General features: G+C 66.2%; 18 protein-coding genes and 2 pseudogenes. 7 read left to right on the plus strand and 13 right to left on the minus strand.

Features of this window, described 5'->3' with window-relative positions:
- Positions 1–63: 63 nt before the first annotated feature.
- A complete protein-coding gene (locus TS85_RS09330; RefSeq protein ID WP_227698735.1) occupies positions 64–2238 on the minus strand; it encodes a S9 family peptidase in 2175 nt (724 codons plus the stop codon).
- A 207-nt stretch (positions 2239–2445) separates the two neighbouring features.
- On the opposite strand from TS85_RS09330, the gene TS85_RS09335 reads away from it, so the two are divergent.
- Positions 2446–2739, plus strand: coding sequence for a PA2169 family four-helix-bundle protein (locus TS85_RS09335; RefSeq protein WP_052507822.1), 294 nt, complete (start codon positions 2446–2448; stop codon positions 2737–2739).
- On the opposite strand, the pseudogene TS85_RS24580 reads toward TS85_RS09335, so the two are convergent.
- Positions 2730–3371 (minus strand): annotated as a pseudogene (locus tag TS85_RS24580) (IS30 family transposase); the annotation flags it as partial. The gene TS85_RS09335 and the pseudogene TS85_RS24580 overlap by 10 nt on opposite strands.
- 58 nt (positions 3372–3429) lie before the next feature.
- Here TS85_RS24580 and TS85_RS09345 point away from each other — a divergent pair.
- On the plus strand, positions 3430–4653 hold the full coding sequence (locus TS85_RS09345; protein ID WP_044329672.1) for an IS256 family transposase: 1224 nt from the start codon (positions 3430–3432) through the stop codon (positions 4651–4653).
- Between the two features lie 40 nt (positions 4654–4693).
- Here TS85_RS09345 and TS85_RS24585 read toward each other — a convergent pair.
- The 5 genes and pseudogenes from TS85_RS24585 to TS85_RS09365 all read right to left on the minus strand — a co-directional run.
- Positions 4694–5062: pseudogene (locus tag TS85_RS24585) on the minus strand (transposase); the annotation flags it as partial.
- Between the two features lie 203 nt (positions 5063–5265).
- The gene (rplS, locus tag TS85_RS09350) at positions 5266–5655 is read right to left on the minus strand and encodes a 50S ribosomal protein L19 (RefSeq protein WP_044331798.1); all 390 of its coding nucleotides are present in this window, start codon (positions 5653–5655) and stop codon (positions 5266–5268) included.
- Between the two features lies 1 nt (position 5656).
- Positions 5657–6388, minus strand: a complete 732-nt coding sequence (gene trmD, locus TS85_RS09355; RefSeq protein ID WP_044331799.1) for a tRNA (guanosine(37)-N1)-methyltransferase TrmD — start codon at positions 6386–6388, stop codon at positions 5657–5659.
- The gene (locus TS85_RS09360; RefSeq protein ID WP_044331800.1) at positions 6385–6768 is read right to left on the minus strand and encodes a type II toxin-antitoxin system VapC family toxin; all 384 of its coding nucleotides are present in this window, start codon (positions 6766–6768) and stop codon (positions 6385–6387) included. Before TS85_RS09360 ends, trmD begins: the two co-directional genes overlap by 4 nt.
- The gene (locus TS85_RS09365; protein ID WP_044331801.1) at positions 6761–7033 is read right to left on the minus strand and encodes an AbrB/MazE/SpoVT family DNA-binding domain-containing protein; all 273 of its coding nucleotides are present in this window, start codon (positions 7031–7033) and stop codon (positions 6761–6763) included. Before TS85_RS09365 ends, TS85_RS09360 begins: the two co-directional genes overlap by 8 nt.
- An 83-nt stretch (positions 7034–7116) precedes the next feature.
- Here TS85_RS09365 and TS85_RS09370 point away from each other — a divergent pair, with 83 nt between their 5' ends.
- Positions 7117–8022, plus strand: a complete 906-nt coding sequence (locus TS85_RS09370) for an NAD(P)/FAD-dependent oxidoreductase (protein ID WP_044331802.1) — start codon at positions 7117–7119, stop codon at positions 8020–8022.
- Here TS85_RS09370 and TS85_RS09375 read toward each other — a convergent pair.
- From TS85_RS09375 to ffh, 5 genes are all read right to left on the minus strand, one after another.
- A complete protein-coding gene (locus TS85_RS09375; protein WP_044331803.1) occupies positions 8019–8519 on the minus strand; it encodes an SRPBCC family protein in 501 nt (166 codons plus the stop codon). The two genes, TS85_RS09370 and TS85_RS09375, sit on opposite strands and share 4 nt — an antisense overlap.
- The gene (locus tag TS85_RS09380) at positions 8512–8847 is read right to left on the minus strand and encodes an ArsR/SmtB family transcription factor (protein ID WP_044331804.1); all 336 of its coding nucleotides are present in this window, start codon (positions 8845–8847) and stop codon (positions 8512–8514) included. The genes TS85_RS09375 and TS85_RS09380 overlap by 8 nt, the downstream gene beginning before the upstream one ends.
- 40 nt (positions 8848–8887) lie before the next feature.
- Positions 8888–9481, minus strand: a complete 594-nt coding sequence (rimM, locus tag TS85_RS09385; RefSeq protein WP_077228537.1) for a ribosome maturation factor RimM — start codon at positions 9479–9481, stop codon at positions 8888–8890.
- Positions 9482–9577: 96 nt separating this feature from the next.
- Positions 9578–10063: a 30S ribosomal protein S16 gene (rpsP, locus tag TS85_RS09390; RefSeq protein ID WP_044331806.1), complete on the minus strand. Its 486-nt coding sequence runs from the start codon at positions 10061–10063 to the stop codon at positions 9578–9580.
- Positions 10064–10097: 34 nt separating this feature from the next.
- Positions 10098–11561, minus strand: a complete 1464-nt coding sequence (gene ffh, locus TS85_RS09395; RefSeq protein ID WP_044331807.1) for a signal recognition particle protein — start codon at positions 11559–11561, stop codon at positions 10098–10100.
- A 263-nt stretch (positions 11562–11824) separates the two neighbouring features.
- Here ffh and TS85_RS09400 point away from each other — a divergent pair, with 263 nt between their 5' ends.
- The gene (locus TS85_RS09400; RefSeq protein WP_044331808.1) at positions 11825–13456 is read left to right on the plus strand and encodes a putative bifunctional diguanylate cyclase/phosphodiesterase; all 1632 of its coding nucleotides are present in this window, start codon (positions 11825–11827) and stop codon (positions 13454–13456) included.
- Here TS85_RS09400 and TS85_RS09405 read toward each other — a convergent pair.
- On the minus strand, positions 13431–14015 hold the full coding sequence (locus tag TS85_RS09405) for a DUF924 family protein (protein ID WP_044336103.1): 585 nt from the start codon (positions 14013–14015) through the stop codon (positions 13431–13433). The two genes, TS85_RS09400 and TS85_RS09405, sit on opposite strands and share 26 nt — an antisense overlap.
- On the opposite strand from TS85_RS09405, the gene mtaB reads away from it, so the two are divergent.
- From mtaB to TS85_RS09420, 3 genes are read left to right on the plus strand one after another with little or no spacing between them, the layout of a single operon-like run.
- Complete coding sequence (gene mtaB / locus TS85_RS09410; RefSeq protein ID WP_044331809.1) at positions 14009–15232, plus strand: tRNA (N(6)-L-threonylcarbamoyladenosine(37)-C(2))-methylthiotransferase MtaB; 1224 nt, start codon at positions 14009–14011, stop codon at positions 15230–15232. The genes TS85_RS09405 and mtaB overlap by 7 nt on opposite strands.
- Positions 15229–16161, plus strand: coding sequence for a signal recognition particle-docking protein FtsY (gene ftsY, locus TS85_RS09415; protein ID WP_044331810.1), 933 nt, complete (start codon positions 15229–15231; stop codon positions 16159–16161). The genes mtaB and ftsY overlap by 4 nt, the downstream gene beginning before the upstream one ends.
- On the plus strand, positions 16154–16771 hold the full coding sequence (locus TS85_RS09420) for a septation protein A (RefSeq protein ID WP_044331811.1): 618 nt from the start codon (positions 16154–16156) through the stop codon (positions 16769–16771). Before ftsY ends, TS85_RS09420 begins: the two co-directional genes overlap by 8 nt.
- The last annotated feature ends 5 nt before the right edge of the window (positions 16772–16776 follow it).

The raw sequence follows: 16776 nt of genomic DNA on the forward strand, positions 1-16776 counted from the left end.
GCGCCGCCTGACTTTTGCGCCCGATAATTTGGTTCGGGCTCCGTATCGTTACGGACCCCGCGCCTATTTCGCGCCTCCGTTGCGCGCGAGGAACGTCAGGATGGTGTTCCACAGATGCTGGCTCACCCCCGGCCCGCCGACGCGGTGGGTGTGGCCCGGATACAGCATCATCTCGAACGGCACCGCGCCCTGCTGGAGCGTGGCGGCCATCGCCGTCGTGTTCTCCAGCACGACATTGTCGTCGGCCATGCCGTGGACGATCAGCAGCGGATCGGCGATCTTCGCGGCATCGGCGATCGTGCCCGATGCCTTATACGCCTCCGGCACCTTGGTCGGATCGCCCATATAGCGCTCGGTATAATGGGTGTCGTACAGGTCCCATTTCGTCACCGGCGCGCCCGCCACGCCCGCCGCGAACACGCCGGGTGCCGCCTCCAGCATCTTCAGCGTCATATAGCCGCCATAGGACCAGCCATAAGTGACGATCCCCTTCGGATCGACGAAGTCCAGCGTCTTGAGATAGTTCGCACCGGCCAGCTGGTCCGCGACCTCGACCGATCCCATCGCCTGCCAGATCGCGCTTTCGAACTTCACGCCGCGATTGGCCGACCCCCGATTGTCGAGCTGGAACCAGATATAGCCGCGATCGACGAGATACTGTTGGAGCGACCCGCCCCAGGCGCGGCTGACCGTCTGCGAATGCGGGCCGCCATAATGCTGGAAGAACACCGGGTAGCGCTTGCCCGGCTCCAGCTTGGGCGTGATCATCTCCCAGTGGAGAATCGTCCCGTCCTCGGCCTTGACCGTGCCGAAGCTGCGGGTGCGATGGCTGGCGAGATAGGGGTTATAGGGGTGGTCGGCGGCGGTCACTGCATTCTCGTTGACCCAGGCGAGCCGCTTGCCCGATGCGTCGGCCAGATAGACCTGCGCCGGCTGGTCGGGGTTCGACCGCGACACGATCATCCGCCGGGCCGACGCATCCATCGTCGCGCTGTTCCACCACCCCGCCTCGGTCAGCCGCGTCACCGCGCCGGGCTTGCGATAATCGACTGCATAGACGTGGCGCTCCAGCACATCGTCCTTGTTCGCCAGGAAGAAGACGCGGCCCGTCGCCTCGTCCACGCCCGCCACGTCGGGAGTCACTTCCCAGTCGCCCTTGGTCAGCTGGGTCCATTTGCCCGCCTTGAAGCGATACAGATGCCCGTGCCCGTCGCGTTCGGACCACCAGATCAGGCTACCGTCCGCCAGCGGCGTCAGCGCCTTCGACAAATTGATCCAGCTCTTCGCCGCTGCTTTCTCGGTGAAGACGACGCTGGACTTGCCGGTCGCCGGATCGACCGCGAGCAGGTCGAGCACCGTCTGCGCACGGTTCTGGCGCTGGACATACAGCGTCTTGCCGTCCTGCGACCAATCGACGCGCGCGAGATAGATGTCGGTGTCGGTACCCAGATCGACCTTCACCCGGCCCTGCCCCGCCGCGTCCATCACATAGAGTTCGACCAGCGCATTGGGCGTCCCCGCCTTGGGATAGCGCTGCTGGAAGATGTCGGTCCGCTCGGCGCCGATCGCGGCGCGCGTGACGATCCCCACCCGCGCCTCGTCGAAGCGCTCGACGGCGACATAGCGGTCGCCGGGGGACCACCAATAGCCGGAGAAGCGATCCATTTCCTCCTGCGCGACGAATTCGGCCTCGCCCCAATGGACCGTGCCTTTGCCATCGTCGGTGATCCGCTTCGGCGCGCCGGTGCTCAGGTCCATCACGATCAGGTTCTGGTCCTGGACATAGCTGGCGAAGCGGCCTGCGGGGCTGACCGCCGCGTTGAGCTTCGGCCCCGCCCCGGCGGGGAGCTTGCGAACCGTTCCGTCCAGCGAGGCGAGGTACAACTCGCCCTCCAGCGGCACCAGGATCGTCTTGCCGTCGGGCGACCAGTCATAGGCGACGATGCCCTTGCTCCCGCCGATCCGCGCGCGCTCGCGCTGCATCTTCTCGGCTTCGGACAGTTCTGCGCCGCTGCCGACCTTCTTGGAATCGACCAGCATCCGCCATTCGCCGGTGGTCGTATCCATCGCCCACAGGTCAAACCGCTCCTTCTCGTCGGGGCGGTTGCGCAGCAGCGTGAGGTATTTGCCGTCGGGCGAGAGGCGCGCCGCGCGGGGCTGCGGGCCGTTCAGGTCGGGGCTGGCGAACACGCGCTCGAGCGGAAGGTCGCGGGTCTGGGCGATCGCGTTATCGGCCATCAACGGCGTCCCTACCATAGCCAGGCCCAGCAACCATCCGCGCATTCCAATCCTCCGACACGCCGGGGTGCCCGGCGCGTGCGTTATTGCGGCGGACGCGGCGCGGGTAAAGGGGCGCGTTAAGCCGCTAACCCTCATTCGCCCGCTACGCGCCGCAACCTTTGCACCCGGCCCCGGTTCTGGATCGCAAAGCCACGGGAGAGCGCCATGTCCACCAACACCGATATATCGAAGCTCGACGACCTGATCGTCACCACGATCGACAGCATTCGCGGCTATGAACAGGCCGCCGAGCACGCCGACGCCGCGCGCTTCGCCGAATTCTTCGCCGACATGGCCGCCGAACGCCGCCGTGTCGTCGACGCGCTCTCGGAAAAAAGCCGCGAGCTAGGCGGCACCCCCGCCGATTACGGCTCGGCAGCCGCGACGATCCACCGCCGCTGGGAGGATTTGCGCCGCGTGCTGGGCGGCGGCGACAAGGCGATGTGGACTCACGGTTGAAGTGCACCGGTTGAGATTTTGGAGAATGCCTCGGCGGGTGTGAGGAAGCCAAGGCATTTTCTGGGGATGTTGTTGAGCCGGTCGGCACAGGCACGGAGTTGTCTGTGGCTGACGGTGTCGAGGTCGGTTTTGCGAGGCAGGCTTCGGCGCAGTCGGCCGATGGTGTTTTCGACACCGCCCTTTTGCCATGGGGCTCGGACATCGCAGAAGAAGGTCTGGATGCCGAGGCTGTCGTGAAGGCGGTGATGTTCGGCGAACTCGGTGCCGTTGTCGAAGCTGATGGTCCTGCGCAGATCCTGGGGGATATGGCGCAGTCTGCGTGTGATCCGGCGTGCGGTCAGCTCGGCTCTGCGGTGGGGTGGCTTGTCGAGGATGGTGTAGCGTGTGTGGCGCTCGTGCAGGACGAGGACATTGTGCCCATATCGGGCGAACAGCATATAGTCGGCTTCCCAATGGCCCGGCTGTGCGCGATCCCGGGCTTCGAGGGGGCGTTCGCCGATCGGCCTGCGCTGTTTGATGAAGCTGGCCGGGCTTCCGCCCTGGCGGCCATAGCGGCCGCGCCTTGCCTTGCAGCGGGGCAGAAGGCGGTGCCAGTAGTCCTTCTGGGCCGAGCGATGATAGACGTATCGATAGGGCAGTGTCAGGAATTTCGTGTGCGGGCGGGCATAGTGGGTAAGAAGGAGACCCGATATGGCCCGACGCAAAGAACCAACGATACCAGATGAAGTGCTGGACCAATTGCTGGCCGGCGGGGATGCGGCAGCGGCGCTGCAACACGGCGGCTTGCTGGATGCGCTGAAGAAGGCGCTGGCCGAGCGCGCGTTGAACGCGGAGATGGATCACCACCTCGCCGGCGAGGACGGTGCCGGCAACACGCGCAACGGCTATGGCCGCAAGACCGTGATAACCGACACCGGCAGCCTTTCGATTGCGGTGCCGCGCGACCGTCAGTCGAGCTTCGATCCGCAGTTGATCGCCAAGTACCAGCGCCGGTTTCCCGGCTTCGATGAGAAGATCGTGTCGATGTATGCGCGGGGCATGAGCACGCGGGAAATCGCCGGCCATCTCCAGGAGTTGTACGGCATCGACGCTTCGCCGGACCTGATCAGCACGGTGACCGACGCGGTGCTCGACGAGGTCGCCAGCTGGCAGCAGCGGCCGCTGGATCCGGTCTATCCGCTTGTCTTTTTCGACGCGATCCGGGTGAAGATCCGCGATGAAGGCATGGTGCGCAACAAGGCGATCCACATCGCGCTGGGCGTCCGCGCCGATGGCGCGAAGGAAGTGCTCGGCCTGTGGCTGGAGCAGAATGAAGGTGCCAAATTCTGGCTGCGGGTGATGAACGAGCTCAGGAACCGCGGCACCGAAGATATCCTGCTGGCCGTGGTCGATGGGCTGAAAGGCTTTCCCGAGGCGATCACCGCCGTATTCCCCGACGCGGTCGTGCAGACGTGCATCGTCCATCTGCTGCGAAACTCGATGGATTTCGTCTCCTGGAAGGACCGCAAGGGCCTGGCGACGGCGCTCAAGGAAATCTACCGCGCCCCCAGCGCCGAGGCCGCCGAACAGGCGCTGACGGCGTTCGAGGCAGGGCCTTGGGGCACCCGCTATCCCGCCATCGGCCAAAGCTGGCGGCGCGCATGGGCCGAGGTGATCCCATTCTTCGCCTTCCCCGACGAGGTCCGCCGGATCGTCTATACGACCAATGCGATCGAGGCCTTGAACTCGAAGCTGAGACGGGCCGTCCGCGCCAGGGGGCACTTCCCCAGCGACGAGGCCGCCACCAAGCTGCTCTACCTGATCTTGAACCGGTCGGAAAAAGAGTGGAAAATGCCACCACGGGAATGGTCCATGGCCAAGGCACAGTTCGCCGTTATCTTCGGTGAGCGGTTCATCAGAGCCATGGCGGCATAATGTTCAATCCGCCCACCCGCACACGAAATTCCTGACACTGCCATCGATAGATTGACTCGTGGCTGACCATGGTGCGACCGTGCTCAAGCGCCAGTCGGCCGGCGATCTGTTCGGGAGAGCATCCCATCGCAAGGCCGTTCTTCACGATATCTCGCAGGTCCGGCTGGCGCGCCAGCTTGAAACGGCAGTCCCATCGTCGTCGTCTGATCGCGAGCCTATGGGCACGCCCGGGCGCATAGCCGCCGGGCCAGACCTTGGTCGGCTTGCTATTGCGCCTGAGTTCCCGACCGACCGTCGTGTGATCACGCCCGATCGCGGTGGCAATCTGTCGGCAAGATATACCGCCTTCATGAAGGCGGCATATCTCGATCCGCTCGTCGAGGCTGAGCTGCCTGTAATGTCGTCCCATCGCGCAATCACCTTAGCAGGTGGTGCACTTGTTCCGTGAGTCCGGGGGACCCATTCGCCCCTCCGCTCAAGGCAAACCCCCTTCCGTTGCCCCGAATGGATCCTGACCTCCGTCAGGATGACGAACGCCCGGGAAACCCCAAACGAAACGGGGCGCGGTAGCTATCGCCACCGCGCCCCGCGCTACCTCGAAAAGCGAACCGCTTACTCGGCGGCGTCAGCCTTGGCCGGACGATTGTCGCGGCGCTCGGCGATACGCGCCGACTTGCCGGTGCGGCCACGCAGATAATAGAGCTTCGCGCGACGCACGACGCCGCGGCGCACGACTTCGATCGAATCGATGTTCGGCGAATAAAGCGGGAAGACGCGCTCGACGCCTTCGCCGAACGAAATCTTGCGAACTGTGAAGTTCGAACCCATGCCCTTGTTCGAACGCGCGATGCACACGCCTTCGAAATTCTGGACGCGGGTGCGCTCGCCTTCGACGACCTTCACGCCGACCTTCAGCGTATCGCCGGGGCGGAAAACGGGGATGGTCTTGGTGCCAAGAAACTTGGCGATCTGCTCTGCTTCGAGCGTCTGGATGACGTTCATGTCATTCGTCCCTAGTTCGTCGCTGCGCGCCAGAGGGAGACTGAACCCGAGCGCCCTCATGGCGCTCCCAAAGGTCCGGCCTCCTTAGCCGTGTATCGGTCTCCGCCTGGCGTCGCCGCCATGCCTCGATCCGCGCATGATCCCCCGATCGCAGCACTTCGGGGATCGTGCGCCCCTCCCATTCGACAGGTCGGGTATATTGCGGATATTCGAGCAGCCCCGTTTCGAAGCTCTCGTCCATGCCGCTGGAAGGCGCGCCCATTACGCCGGGAACGAGCCGAATGCAAGCGTCGAGCAGCACCAGCGCGCCCATCTCGCCGCCAGACAGGATATAGTCGCCGATCGACACCTCCTCGATCTCGCGCGCCTCGAAGATGCGCTCGTCAAATCCCTCGAACCGGCCGCACAGCACCACCGCCCCCGGCCCCGCCGCCAGTGCGCGCACCCGCGCCTGGGTCAGCGGCGCCCCGCGCGGCGTCATCGCCAGCACCGGACGGCCCGGCCCCACGCTATCCAGCGCCGCCGCCAGCACATCGGCGCGCAGCACCATCCCCGCACCGCCGCCTGCGGGCGTGTCGTCGACGGTACGGTGCCTGTCGATCGCGAAGTCGCGGATCTGGACGGTATCGAGGCTCCACCGCCCCTCGCGCAGCGCGCGGCCCGCCAGCGATATGCCAAGCGGGCCGGGAAACATCTCCGGATAGAGCGTAACGATGGTGGCGGCGAAAGTCACAGCGTCCAGTTCTCGACGCGAAGGCCGGGAATGTCGGCGAAATCGCGTTCGTTGTTGGTGATGAGGGTAAGGCCCAGCGAAAGCGCGTGCGCGGCGATCAGGCTATCGTAGCGCGCGCGGCGGAACGGCACGCTTGCATAGCGCGCGCCGGCCGCTGCATCGAAAGGAAGGACGGGCACCGACTTGAACATCGCCGCAGCCGCGGCCTGCGCAGATGCGTCCGTCTGCGGCAATCCCCGCTGCACTTCCGCAAAGACGATCGCAGACGTCACCACTGTCCCTTCGGACTGTGCCGCGAGCCGTTGCGCCGCAGCGCCCGCGGAATCTGCAAGAACATAGATACAGATGTTCGAATCGAGCAGGTACAGCGGATCAGTCACGCTTCAGGCGCTTTCCATCCCAGTCAAGTTCACGCTCCTCGATCAGGCGATCTTCGGGCGGTATAGGCTTGAGCCACGGAATCTTGCCCGCGAAACCGCTGACGTCGATTTTCTTTGGCAGGGCCGGCACCACCTCGACCTTGAACCCCTGCGCTTCCTCGCGGAGCACCACGTCCTCGCCTTCCTTCACGCCCAGCCCCTTGGGCAGCCGGAGCGCCACCGAGTTGCCCGATTTGAATGTCCTGGCGCGATATTCCTTCGTCATGGTCGCCTCCGTATATACGCGATGTATATACGGCCCCTGACGCCGTCAAGGAACCTCCCCCGCCCCCGCGCGTCCCGCAACCCATGGACGATTGCATCATCATCGGCGCAGGTCCGGCGGGGCTGACCGCCGCGATCTATCTCGCGCGCTTCCATCTCTCGATCCGGCTGTTCGATTGCGGGTCGAGCCGCGCGGCGCTGATCCCCTGCACCCACAACCATGCCGGCTATCCCGAGGGGATTTCCGGCAAGGACCTGCTCGCGCGCATGCTCGAACAGGCCGAGAAATATGGCGCCGTCCGCGAACAGGCCGAAGTGACAGGCCTACGCGCCACCGACACCGGCTTTGCCGTGCTGATCGGAGAGCGCGAGCTGGAGGCGCGATCGGTGCTGCTCGCCACGGGCGTCGTCAACCACCGCCCGAACATGCCCGACGCGCTCCACGACGAGGCACTCGCACGCGGGCTGCTGCGCTATTGCCCGATCTGCGACGGCTATGAAGTCACCGACAAGCGTGTCGGCGTGATCGGCACCGGCGATCACGGGATGCGCGAGGCACTGTTCCTGCGCGGCTTCACCGCCGATGTGACGCTGATCGCACCCGATGCCGAACATGACCTCGACGATAGCTGCGCGCGGGCGCTCGACGACGCAGGGATTGCGCGAGTCGATGGCCCGTGCGACGGCTATGCGATCGAGCGCGAGACGTTGGCGCTCGACACCGCGCAGGGGCGGATGGCGTTCGACAGCATCTATCCTGCACTAGGCTCGCGCATCCGCTCGCACCTCGCGGTACAGGCGGGCGCTCGGGCCAGCGAGGACGGGTGCCTGGAGGTCGACGACCACCAGCGCACCTCGATCCCCGGGCTGTTCGCGGCGGGCGACGTCGCCAAGGGGCTCGACCAGATCAGCCACGCCATGGGCGAAGCCGGGGTGGCCGCCACCACGATCCGCAACATGCTGGCCGGGCAGCGCCCGATCCGGCGCTAACCCGCCAGGAACGCGTCGAGCTTGTCGAAGCTGCCGCTCCAGCCGCCGGTCATCGACTCCATCACGCTCGCGAACATCGCTTCCTCGTCGGGCGTGGCGTCGACCGGGGTCCAGCGCAGCGTGAGGCGCGTGCCGCCCTCGTCCTCGGCAAGATCGACCTCGGTGCGCATCACGCGCGGCCAGACGTCGAAGAACGGCGCCTTGACGATAGCGCCCTCGGCGTCGGCGAAGCTCTGGTCATAGACCAGCCGATCCGGGCGGCTGACCTCGTGATAGCGGACCAGCGTGTGCATCTCCTGCCCCTCGGCGCTGACCGAGCGCGCGTGCAGCGTCTCGCCCGCCGCGATGCCGCCGCGCAAGACGGTGACCTGCGAGCCCGTAGGGCCCGACCATTTCTCCATCTGGACGGGGTCCGCCCATGCATCGAACACGCGCTCGATCGGCGCGGCGAACCGGCGCTGGATCATGAAAACGGGCACAGTACGGGCGTCAGTCATGCGTCTCTCCCTCATTCAACGTCGAAAGATAGGCGTTGAGGCGATCAAACTTCGCGTCCCAATCGCCCCCCAGCATCTCCAGCCATTTGGCGGGGGCGGCGATCGCCTCGCGCTTCAACCGGCGCGGGCGCGACTTGGCCGCCTGCCCGGCCTCGATCAGCCCCGCGGTTTCGAGAACCTTGAGATGTTTTGAGATGGCCGGCTGGCTCATCGCAAAGGGCGCGGCCAAATCGGCAACCGACGCCTCGCCCTGCGCCAGCCGCGCCAGGATCGCGCGACGGGTGGGATCGGCCAGGGCAGCAAATTTTCGGTCGAGCGACTCATCCATAACCCGACGGTTATGATAACCATCCGGTTATGTCAAACGCCTATTCGACGAACTCGACGGAAATCACCAGCCGATCGGCATCCCATTCGGGCACCGCCTCGGGGCGCATCGGCACCATGAAGCGCTTGCCCGCCTTGCCGTCGTCGCCGCCCGGGCGTTCGATCTCCAGCACGTCCCCCGCGCCGAAATTGTCGATCGCCACGACCACCCCCAGCGCCTCGCCCTCGGACGAGACTGCGGGGAGCCCCAGCAAGTCGACATGATAATATTCGCCGTCGCCCAGCGGCGGCAGCGACGCGCGCGGCACCGTCAGCGCGGTGCCGCGCATCGCCTCTGCGGCGTTGCGGTCGGCGATCTCCGCGAACCGCGCGATCGCCCCGTTCGATCCGGGGCGCAGCGACTTGAGCGTCAACGCGCCGTCGTTGAACGACGCATAGCTCGACAGATCGTCGGCGAAGACCTTCAACCGGACTTCGCCGCCAATCCCGTGCGCGCCGATCACCGCGGCGAGCGTGACCGCGCGATCAGCCTTGCGGCGATCCGGGCTGCTCGCCGGGGGTGTCGTCGGCGCCTTCCGCGGGGGCGTCGGTGCTGACGCCGCCGGGGTTGGTGCTGGTGCTTCCCGGTTCTTCACGATCCTGGGTGTCCGGTCCGGTTTCGGGTTTGCTGGCCATCGTGCAGTCCTTTCATGGGGTTACCCCCTCGAAACGCACGATGGCCCGCAAATGGCTCAACCTTCGGTCGGCGGAGTCTGCTCGGCAGTCGCCTCGGCGACCTGCTCGGCTTCCGGGGTCGACGTCTCGGTCGCGGCTTCGACTTCGGCGGCAACCACGGCTTCGGCTTCGGCCTGCGATGCAGCGGCAGCGGCTTCCTCGGCGGCCTTCAGCTTCTCGGCGCGCTCTTCGGCACGCTCGACGGCCTTCTCGCCCGGCTTGCCCTTGTTCGGGTTGGCGCGTGCAGCACGCTCCTTCAGCCCGGCGGCATCGAGGAAGCGGGCGACGCGGTCGGTCGGCTGCGCACCGACGCTCAGCCAATGCGTGGCGCGCTCGCCGTCGAGCACGATGCGCTTCTCGTCGTCCTTGGCGAGCAGCGGGTTATAGGTGCCGATCTTTTCGATGAACTTGCCGTCGCGGGGGCTGCGGGCATCGGCGATCACGATCCGGTAATAGGGACGCTTCTTCGAACCACCGCGCGAGAGACGCATAGAGAGAGCCATTAATCTTCCTTCTGAACTATTGGTTTTTAAGAGGTTATTTCTTTTTCTTCACAAAGTTTTCGAAGCCGGGGGGCAGGTTCGGCCCGCCCAGCTTGCCCATCATGTCGCCCATGTCGGCGCCGCCCAGCGCATTGCCGAGCCCCGCCATGCCGCCCGCGGGACCGCCCTTGCCGAGCATCCCCAGCACGCCCTTCAATCCGCCCATCTTCTTCAGCCGCTTCATCGCGGTCTGCATTTCCTGGTGCATCTTGAGCAGCTTGTTGACGTCCTGCACGGTCGTTCCGCTGCCCTTGGCGACGCGGATCTTGCGCTTGGCGTTGATCAGCTCGGGCTTGGCGCGCTCCTTGGGCGTCATCGACGTGATCATCGCGTCCATGCGCAGCAGGATCTTTTCGTCCACCGCGCCGCCCGCCATCGCGGCCTGTGCCTTCTTCATGCCGGGGATCATCCCGGCCAGCGCGCCCAGCCCGCCCATGCGGCGCATCTGCTGCAACTGGCTGCGCAGGTCGTTCATGTCGAACTGGCCCTTGGCGAGCCGGCTCGCCATGCGCTCGGCGTCTTCCTCCTGGATCGCCTCGGCGGCGCGCTCGACCAGGCTGACGACGTCGCCCATGCCCAGGATGCGGCTGGCGACGCGCTTCGGGTGGAACGGCTCAATCTGGTCGAGCTTCTCGCCCATGCCCGCAAACTTGATCGGCTTGCCGGTGACCGCGCGCATCGACAGCGCAGCGCCGCCGCGTGCATCGCCGTCCATCCGCGTCAGGATCACGCCGGTCAGCGGCACCTGTTCGGAGAAGTTCGACGCGACGTTGACCGCGTCCTGGCCGGTGAGCGAGTCGACGACGAGCAGGATTTCGGCCGGGTTGGCGATGTCCGCCACCGCCTTCATCTCGTCCATCAGCGCCTGATCGACGTGCAGACGGCCCGCCGTATCGAGCATCAGCACGTCGAAACCCTGGAGCTTCGCCGATTGCATCGCGCGGCGGGCGATATCGACCGGGGTCTGGCCGGCCACGATCGGCAGCGTTATGACTTCGGTCTGGGTGCCCAGCACCGCAAGCTGTTCCTGCGCGGCGGGACGATTGACGTCGAGCGACGCCATCATCACCTTCTTGCCCTGCTTCTTCAGCAATTTGGCAAGCTTCGCGGTCGTCGTGGTCTTGCCCGAGCCCTGAAGCCCGACCAGCATGATCACCGCGGGCGGCGTGACCGCAATCTCAAGCTCGGCGGTGTCCGAGCCGAGCATCTCGACCAGCGCGTCGCTGACGATCTTGACGACCTGCTGCCCCGGCGTGATCGAGCGCAGCACCTGGTGGCCGACCGCCAGCTCGGTGACCTTCTCGACGAAATCGCGCGCCACCGGCAAGGCGACATCCGCCTCCAGCAGCGCGATCCGCACTTCGCGCATCGCGGTGCGGACATCCGCCTCGGTCAGCGCGCCACGGCCGCGCAGGCGATCGAAAACGCCGCCTAACCGATCGCTCAGACTTTCGAACATGACGTCCTGATCACTCCACTTCGCAACGCACCTCCGAAACGCAAAACGCGCCGGCGGACGAAACCTCGTCGGCCGGCGTCACCACGCGGGGCGTCGCTTTACGTCCCTTTCGGAACGGTTGGAGGCGCGCATAGCGAGATGCGGCGCAGAATGCAACCGGGCGCGCGCGCTGCGAATGTTGCCGAAATGCTTCCGCACTTAACCCGATCTACACTCTCCGGGCGCAAAAGCAGGACATGATTTCGCGGGGAGCGCTGCCGGCAATGCTGCTGGAACGGGACGAGGACGGGGACACGCACGCCATCTCGCCACGCGCGAACCTGTTGACCGGGGCGATCAGCGTCGCCGCGATCCTGCTGTTCATCGGCACGGGCAGCTCGGTGCTGTCGACGACGCTCCAGCATTATCTGCAGGGCGGTGCGCCCGCGGATCGCACGCTGGTCATCGCGCTGCTGCTCAACGTCGCGCTGATCCTGTTCGGCTGGCGTCGCCATGCCGCGCTGAGCGAGGAAATCAACATCCGCGCCGCCGCCGAGGAACGCGCGCACCAGCTCGCGTCGCGCGATCCGCTGACCGGCTTCCTCAATCGCCGCAGCCTGGCGGAGGAAGGCGCCGCGATGTTCGTCCGCGCGAACCGGCGCCGCAAGGCGATGGCGCTGTTCATGCTCGACCTCGATCATTTCAAGACGATCAACGACATGCACGGCCACGCCATCGGCGACGCGCTGCTGCGCGCGGTGGCGAGCGAGATCGCGTCGATGATGCCGCCGGTCGCGCTCACCGCGCGGCTGGGCGGGGACGAATTCTCGTGCGGCTTCCTGTTCGACGCCGCCGAGCCGGGCACCGTCGAGCGGATCGCCGAGAAGCTGGTGAACCGCATGGCACAGCCGTTCGAGGCGGAGGGGCTGCGGCTGCACATTTCCTGCTCGCTCGGCATTGCGCGCTCGGATTTCGATTGCTCGAGCATCGACGCGCTGATCCGCTCCGCCGACATCGCGATGTACGCCGCGAAGAAATCGGGGCGCAATCGCTTCGCCTGGTTCGATCACTCGATGGAGCGCGAGCTTCAGGTCCGCAACGAACTGGAAAGCGGGTTGCGGCTGGCGATCCCGCGGCACGAGATCGTGCCCTATTTCGAACAGCAGATCGATTTGTCGACCGGGCGGCTGCACGGGTTCGAAGTGCTGGCGCGGTGGGAACATCCGACGCGCGGGCTGATCAGCCCCGAATTGTTTATCCCGATCGCCGAGGAAACCGGGATGATCGCCGAGCTGTCGCTGTCGATCATGCGCCAGTCGTTCGTGGCGGCGCGCGACTGGGACCCGTCGCTGACGCTGTCGATCAACATCTCGCCCTGGCAGTTACGCGACGCATGGCTGGCGCAGAAGATCATCAAGGTGCTGACCGAAACGGGCTTTCCCCCGAACAGGCTCGAAGTCGAAATCACCGAAAGCGCGCTGTTCGACAATCTGGCGCTGGCGCAATCGATCGTCGGCAGCCTGAAGAACCAGGGCGTCCGGCTGGCGCTCGACGATTTCGGCACCGGCTATTCGAGCCTTGCGCATCTGCGCGCGCTGCCGTTCGACCGGATCAAGATCGACAAGAGCTTCATCCTGTCGCTCAACCACAGCGCCGATTCGGCGGCGATCGTCCATGCGATCATCAGCCTGGGCGAAAGCCTGAAGCTGCCGATCACCGCCGAGGGGGTCGAGGATGCCGCGATCGAGGAACGGCTGCGCGCGCTCGGTTGTGCCAAGGCGCAGGGCTGGCATTATGGCCGCCCGCTATCCGCCAACGGCGCGCGTCGGCTGCTCGCCGAACGCCGCCTGCTGCTTCAGCCCAGCCGCAGCGAAGCCGGACCGGCGACGCCTACCAGTCAACGTCTGGCCGGCTGAGATATTCCCGCTCGGCAGGTGTCGATTCGCGGCCCAGCGCGGCGTTGCGCCCGGGGAACCGGCCATGATCGGCGATCACCTCCGCATGCTGCCGGGCAAACTCGAGCGGTGAGTCGAGCCCCAGCGCCGTAAAGCACCGCACGCTCTCGGCCTGCACCGCCGGGTCCTCGGCGTGCATCAACGGCATATAGAGGAACATGCGCTGCTCCGGCGGCAGCGCCGCATCCCAATCGCGATCGATCGCGCCCTCGGCCAACTCCAGCGCCAGCGGATCGGCGGCAAACGCCTCCGCATCGTCGCGGAACAGGTTGCGTGAGAATTGGTCGAGCACGATCACCGCGGCCAACAGGCTCTGGGGATCGTCGCGCCACCCCTCCGCGCGCGTCGCGAGCAGCTCTTCGCGCAGCGCGCCGAAATGCTCGCGAATGGCCGTATCGACCGAATCCGACCGAGTGAAATGCTGTTCGGGGCTCAGCGCCTCGAACCAGAAGGACAGCACGGTGCGCGCCTTCGGTTGGACTTCCGGGCTCCCGGTCCCTAGATCGCTCGCCAATGCCATCCTTCGCTCCGCATATTGTGAATCTGGGCTGTCGCCTCAACCTCGCAGAGGGGGAGTCGATCCGCGCGCTGCTGGCCGGACGCGATACAGTGGTGGTAAATAGCTGTGCAGTGACCAACGAAGCCGTCAAGCAGACGCGCCAGGCGATCCGCCGCGCGCGCCGCGAGCGCCCCGGCGCCGAGCTGGTCGTCACCGGATGCGCCGCCCAGATCGATCCCGCCGCCTTTGCCGCGATGCCCGAAGTCGATCGCGTGATCGGCAATGCCGAAAAGCTGCTCCCCGCCGCCTGGGCCAGCGATGCGGCGGTGCTGGTGCAGGATATCGCCGCCGTCCGCGACACCGCGCCGCACCTCGCCGCCAGCTTCTCGACGCATGCCCGCGCGTTCGTCGAGGTCCAGAATGGCTGCGACCATCGCTGCACCTTCTGCGCGATTCCGTTCGGGCGCGGCAACAGCCGCTCGGTCCCCACGGGCGCCGCGATCGACCGCATCGCCGCGCTGGCCGAGCAGCATGGCGAGGTGGTGCTGACCGGGGTGGACCTGACCAGCTATGGCCCCGATTTGCCCGGCGCGCCCAGCCTGGGGCAATTGGTCGAGCGCATCCTGACGCACGTCCCGCATCTGCGCCGCCTGCGGCTGTCGTCGCTCGACGGCGTCGAGATCGACGACCGGCTGTTCGCGCTGCTGACGCAGGAGCCGCGCGTGATGCCGCATGTCCACCTCTCGCTCCAGGCGGGCGACGACCTGGTGCTCAAGCGGATGAAGCGCCGCCACGCCCGCGCCGATGCCGTGGCGCTGGTCCAGCGGCTCAAGGCGGCACGTCCCGAAATCGCGATCGGCGCAGACCTGATCGCGGGCTTCCCGACCGAGGATGAGGCGATGTTCGCCAACACGCTGGCGCTGATCGACGATTGCGACATCGTCCACGCGCACATCTTCCCCTATAGCCCCCGCACCGGCACCCCCGCCGCACGGATGCCGCAGGTCGCGCCCGACATCGTCCGCGCCCGCGCCGCCCGGCTGCGCGAGGCCGGGGCACGGCGCCGCGAACGCTGGTTGCAAAGCCTTGTCGGGACTGCGCAAACCCTGTTGGTCGAGCGACCCGGCGACCGTGGCCATGCCGCGAACTTCGCCGAGATCCGCCTCGCGCCCGTCCGAATCGGAGACATAGTGACCGTGACCATCGCCGCCGTACACGACGGAAAGCTGATCGCATGACCACCACCTGGCACGAAAAGCTGCTCGGCGGCTTTCGCAAGACCTCGGACCGGCTGCTCGGCAACCTAGCCGGGCTGTCGGGCGCGCGTCTGGATGAGGCGACGCTCGACGAGATCGAGGAGGCGCTGATCGCGTCGGACCTCGGCCCCGCCACCGCCGCGCGCATCCGCGCCCGGCTGGCCGAGGGGCAGTTCGAGCGTAATCTCGAGGAACTGGGCATCCGCCTGATCGTGGCGGAGGAGATCGAGAAGGTCCTCGCCCCCGTCGCGCGCAAGCTGGAGGTCGAGGCGTTTCCGCGGCCACAGGTGATGCTGGTGATTGGCGTCAACGGATCGGGCAAGACCACGACGATTGCCAAGCTGGCCAACCTGTTGAAAGAACAGGATTATAGCGTGATGGTCGCGGCCGGCGACACCTTCCGCGCCGCCGCCATCGGCCAGCTTCGCACCTGGGCCGAGCGGATCGGCGTGCCGATCGTGTCGGGCGCCGAGGGTGGCGACGCGGCGGGGATCGTGTTCGAGGCGGTCAAGCAGGCGACGGCGACCGGGATCGACGTGCTGATCGTCGACACCGCCGGGCGGCTCCAGAACAAGCGCGAACTGATGGACGAACTCGCCAAGATTCACCGCGTGCTGGGCCGGATCAACCCGGCGGCGCCGCACGACGTGGTGCTCGTGCTCGACGCAACAACGGGCCAGAACGCCTTGAACCAGATCGAGGTTTTCAAGGAAGTCGCCGGCGTCACGGGCCTTGTGATGACCAAGCTCGACGGCACCGCGCGCGGCGGCGTGCTGGTCGCCGCGGCGGAGAAATATGGGCTGCCGATCCACGCGATCGGCGTGGGCGAAAAGGTCGACGACCTGCGCCCGTTCGACGCAAACGAAGTGGCCCGGATCATCGCGGGCGTAGAGGAATTGACGCATGGCTAGGCAACGTTCGCCACTTTCGCCCGGTCTGCGGATGCTGATCGACTTCGGCCCGCTCGCGGTGTTCTTTCTCGTCAACAGCTATGCGCCGGGCCTCCAGATCCAGCGGATCATCACCGCCACCGCCGCCTTCATGGTCGCGATGGTCGCCGCCATGCTGCTGTCCTGGTGGAAGGCGAAGCATGTCTCGCCGATGCTGTGGATCACCGCCGCGCTGGTCCTGCCCTTCGGCGCGCTGACCATCTATTTCCACGATCAGAGCTTCATCCAGATGAAGCCGACGATTGTCTATACGATGTTCGCGGTGATCCTCGGCTATGGCCTCGCGACCGACAAGCCGCTGCTCCAGTCGCTGCTGGAGACCGCCTATCCGGGGCTGTCGGCGAGCGGCTGGCGGCTGCTGACGATCAACTGGACGCTGTTCTTCGTCGCGATGGCAGTGCTCAACGAAGCGATGCGCCACGTCCTTACCTGGGACCAGTGGGTGACGTTCAAGACCTGGGGCGTGATCCCGCTGACCCTGGTGTTCGCGATGCTCAACATCCCGATGCTGCTCAAACACGGCCTCCAGCTCGAAAAGCCCGAGGATACGCCGCTCCCGCCCGAAGGCTGAGCGGA

It is taken from the genome of Sphingomonas hengshuiensis (genome assembly GCF_000935025.1).
Classification (GTDB): domain Bacteria; phylum Pseudomonadota; class Alphaproteobacteria; order Sphingomonadales; family Sphingomonadaceae; genus Sphingomonas; species Sphingomonas hengshuiensis.

Coding starts and splice junctions, on each gene's coding strand:
- TS85_RS09330 (WP_227698735.1), bottom strand. CDS start 2,238: ATGGCCGATAACGCGATCGCCCAGACCCGCGACCTTCCGCTCGAGCGC.
- TS85_RS09335 (WP_052507822.1), top strand. CDS start 2,446: ATGTCCACCAACACCGATATATCGAAGCTCGACGACCTGATCGTCACC.
- TS85_RS09345 (WP_044329672.1), top strand. CDS start 3,430: ATGGCCCGACGCAAAGAACCAACGATACCAGATGAAGTGCTGGACCAA.
- rplS (WP_044331798.1), bottom strand. CDS start 5,655: ATGAACGTCATCCAGACGCTCGAAGCAGAGCAGATCGCCAAGTTTCTT.
- TS85_RS09365 (WP_044331801.1), bottom strand. CDS start 7,033: ATGACGAAGGAATATCGCGCCAGGACATTCAAATCGGGCAACTCGGTG.
- TS85_RS09370 (WP_044331802.1), top strand. CDS start 7,117: ATGGACGATTGCATCATCATCGGCGCAGGTCCGGCGGGGCTGACCGCC.
- TS85_RS09375 (WP_044331803.1), bottom strand. CDS start 8,519: ATGACTGACGCCCGTACTGTGCCCGTTTTCATGATCCAGCGCCGGTTC.
- TS85_RS09380 (WP_044331804.1), bottom strand. CDS start 8,847: ATGGATGAGTCGCTCGACCGAAAATTTGCTGCCCTGGCCGATCCCACC.
- rpsP (WP_044331806.1), bottom strand. CDS start 10,063: ATGGCTCTCTCTATGCGTCTCTCGCGCGGTGGTTCGAAGAAGCGTCCC.
- ffh (WP_044331807.1), bottom strand. CDS start 11,561: ATGTTCGAAAGTCTGAGCGATCGGTTAGGCGGCGTTTTCGATCGCCTG.
- TS85_RS09400 (WP_044331808.1), top strand. CDS start 11,825: ATGCTGCTGGAACGGGACGAGGACGGGGACACGCACGCCATCTCGCCA.
- mtaB (WP_044331809.1), top strand. CDS start 14,009: ATGCCATCCTTCGCTCCGCATATTGTGAATCTGGGCTGTCGCCTCAAC.
- TS85_RS09405 (WP_044336103.1), bottom strand. CDS start 14,015: ATGGCATTGGCGAGCGATCTAGGGACCGGGAGCCCGGAAGTCCAACCG.
- ftsY (WP_044331810.1), top strand. CDS start 15,229: ATGACCACCACCTGGCACGAAAAGCTGCTCGGCGGCTTTCGCAAGACC.
- TS85_RS09420 (WP_044331811.1), top strand. CDS start 16,154: ATGGCTAGGCAACGTTCGCCACTTTCGCCCGGTCTGCGGATGCTGATC.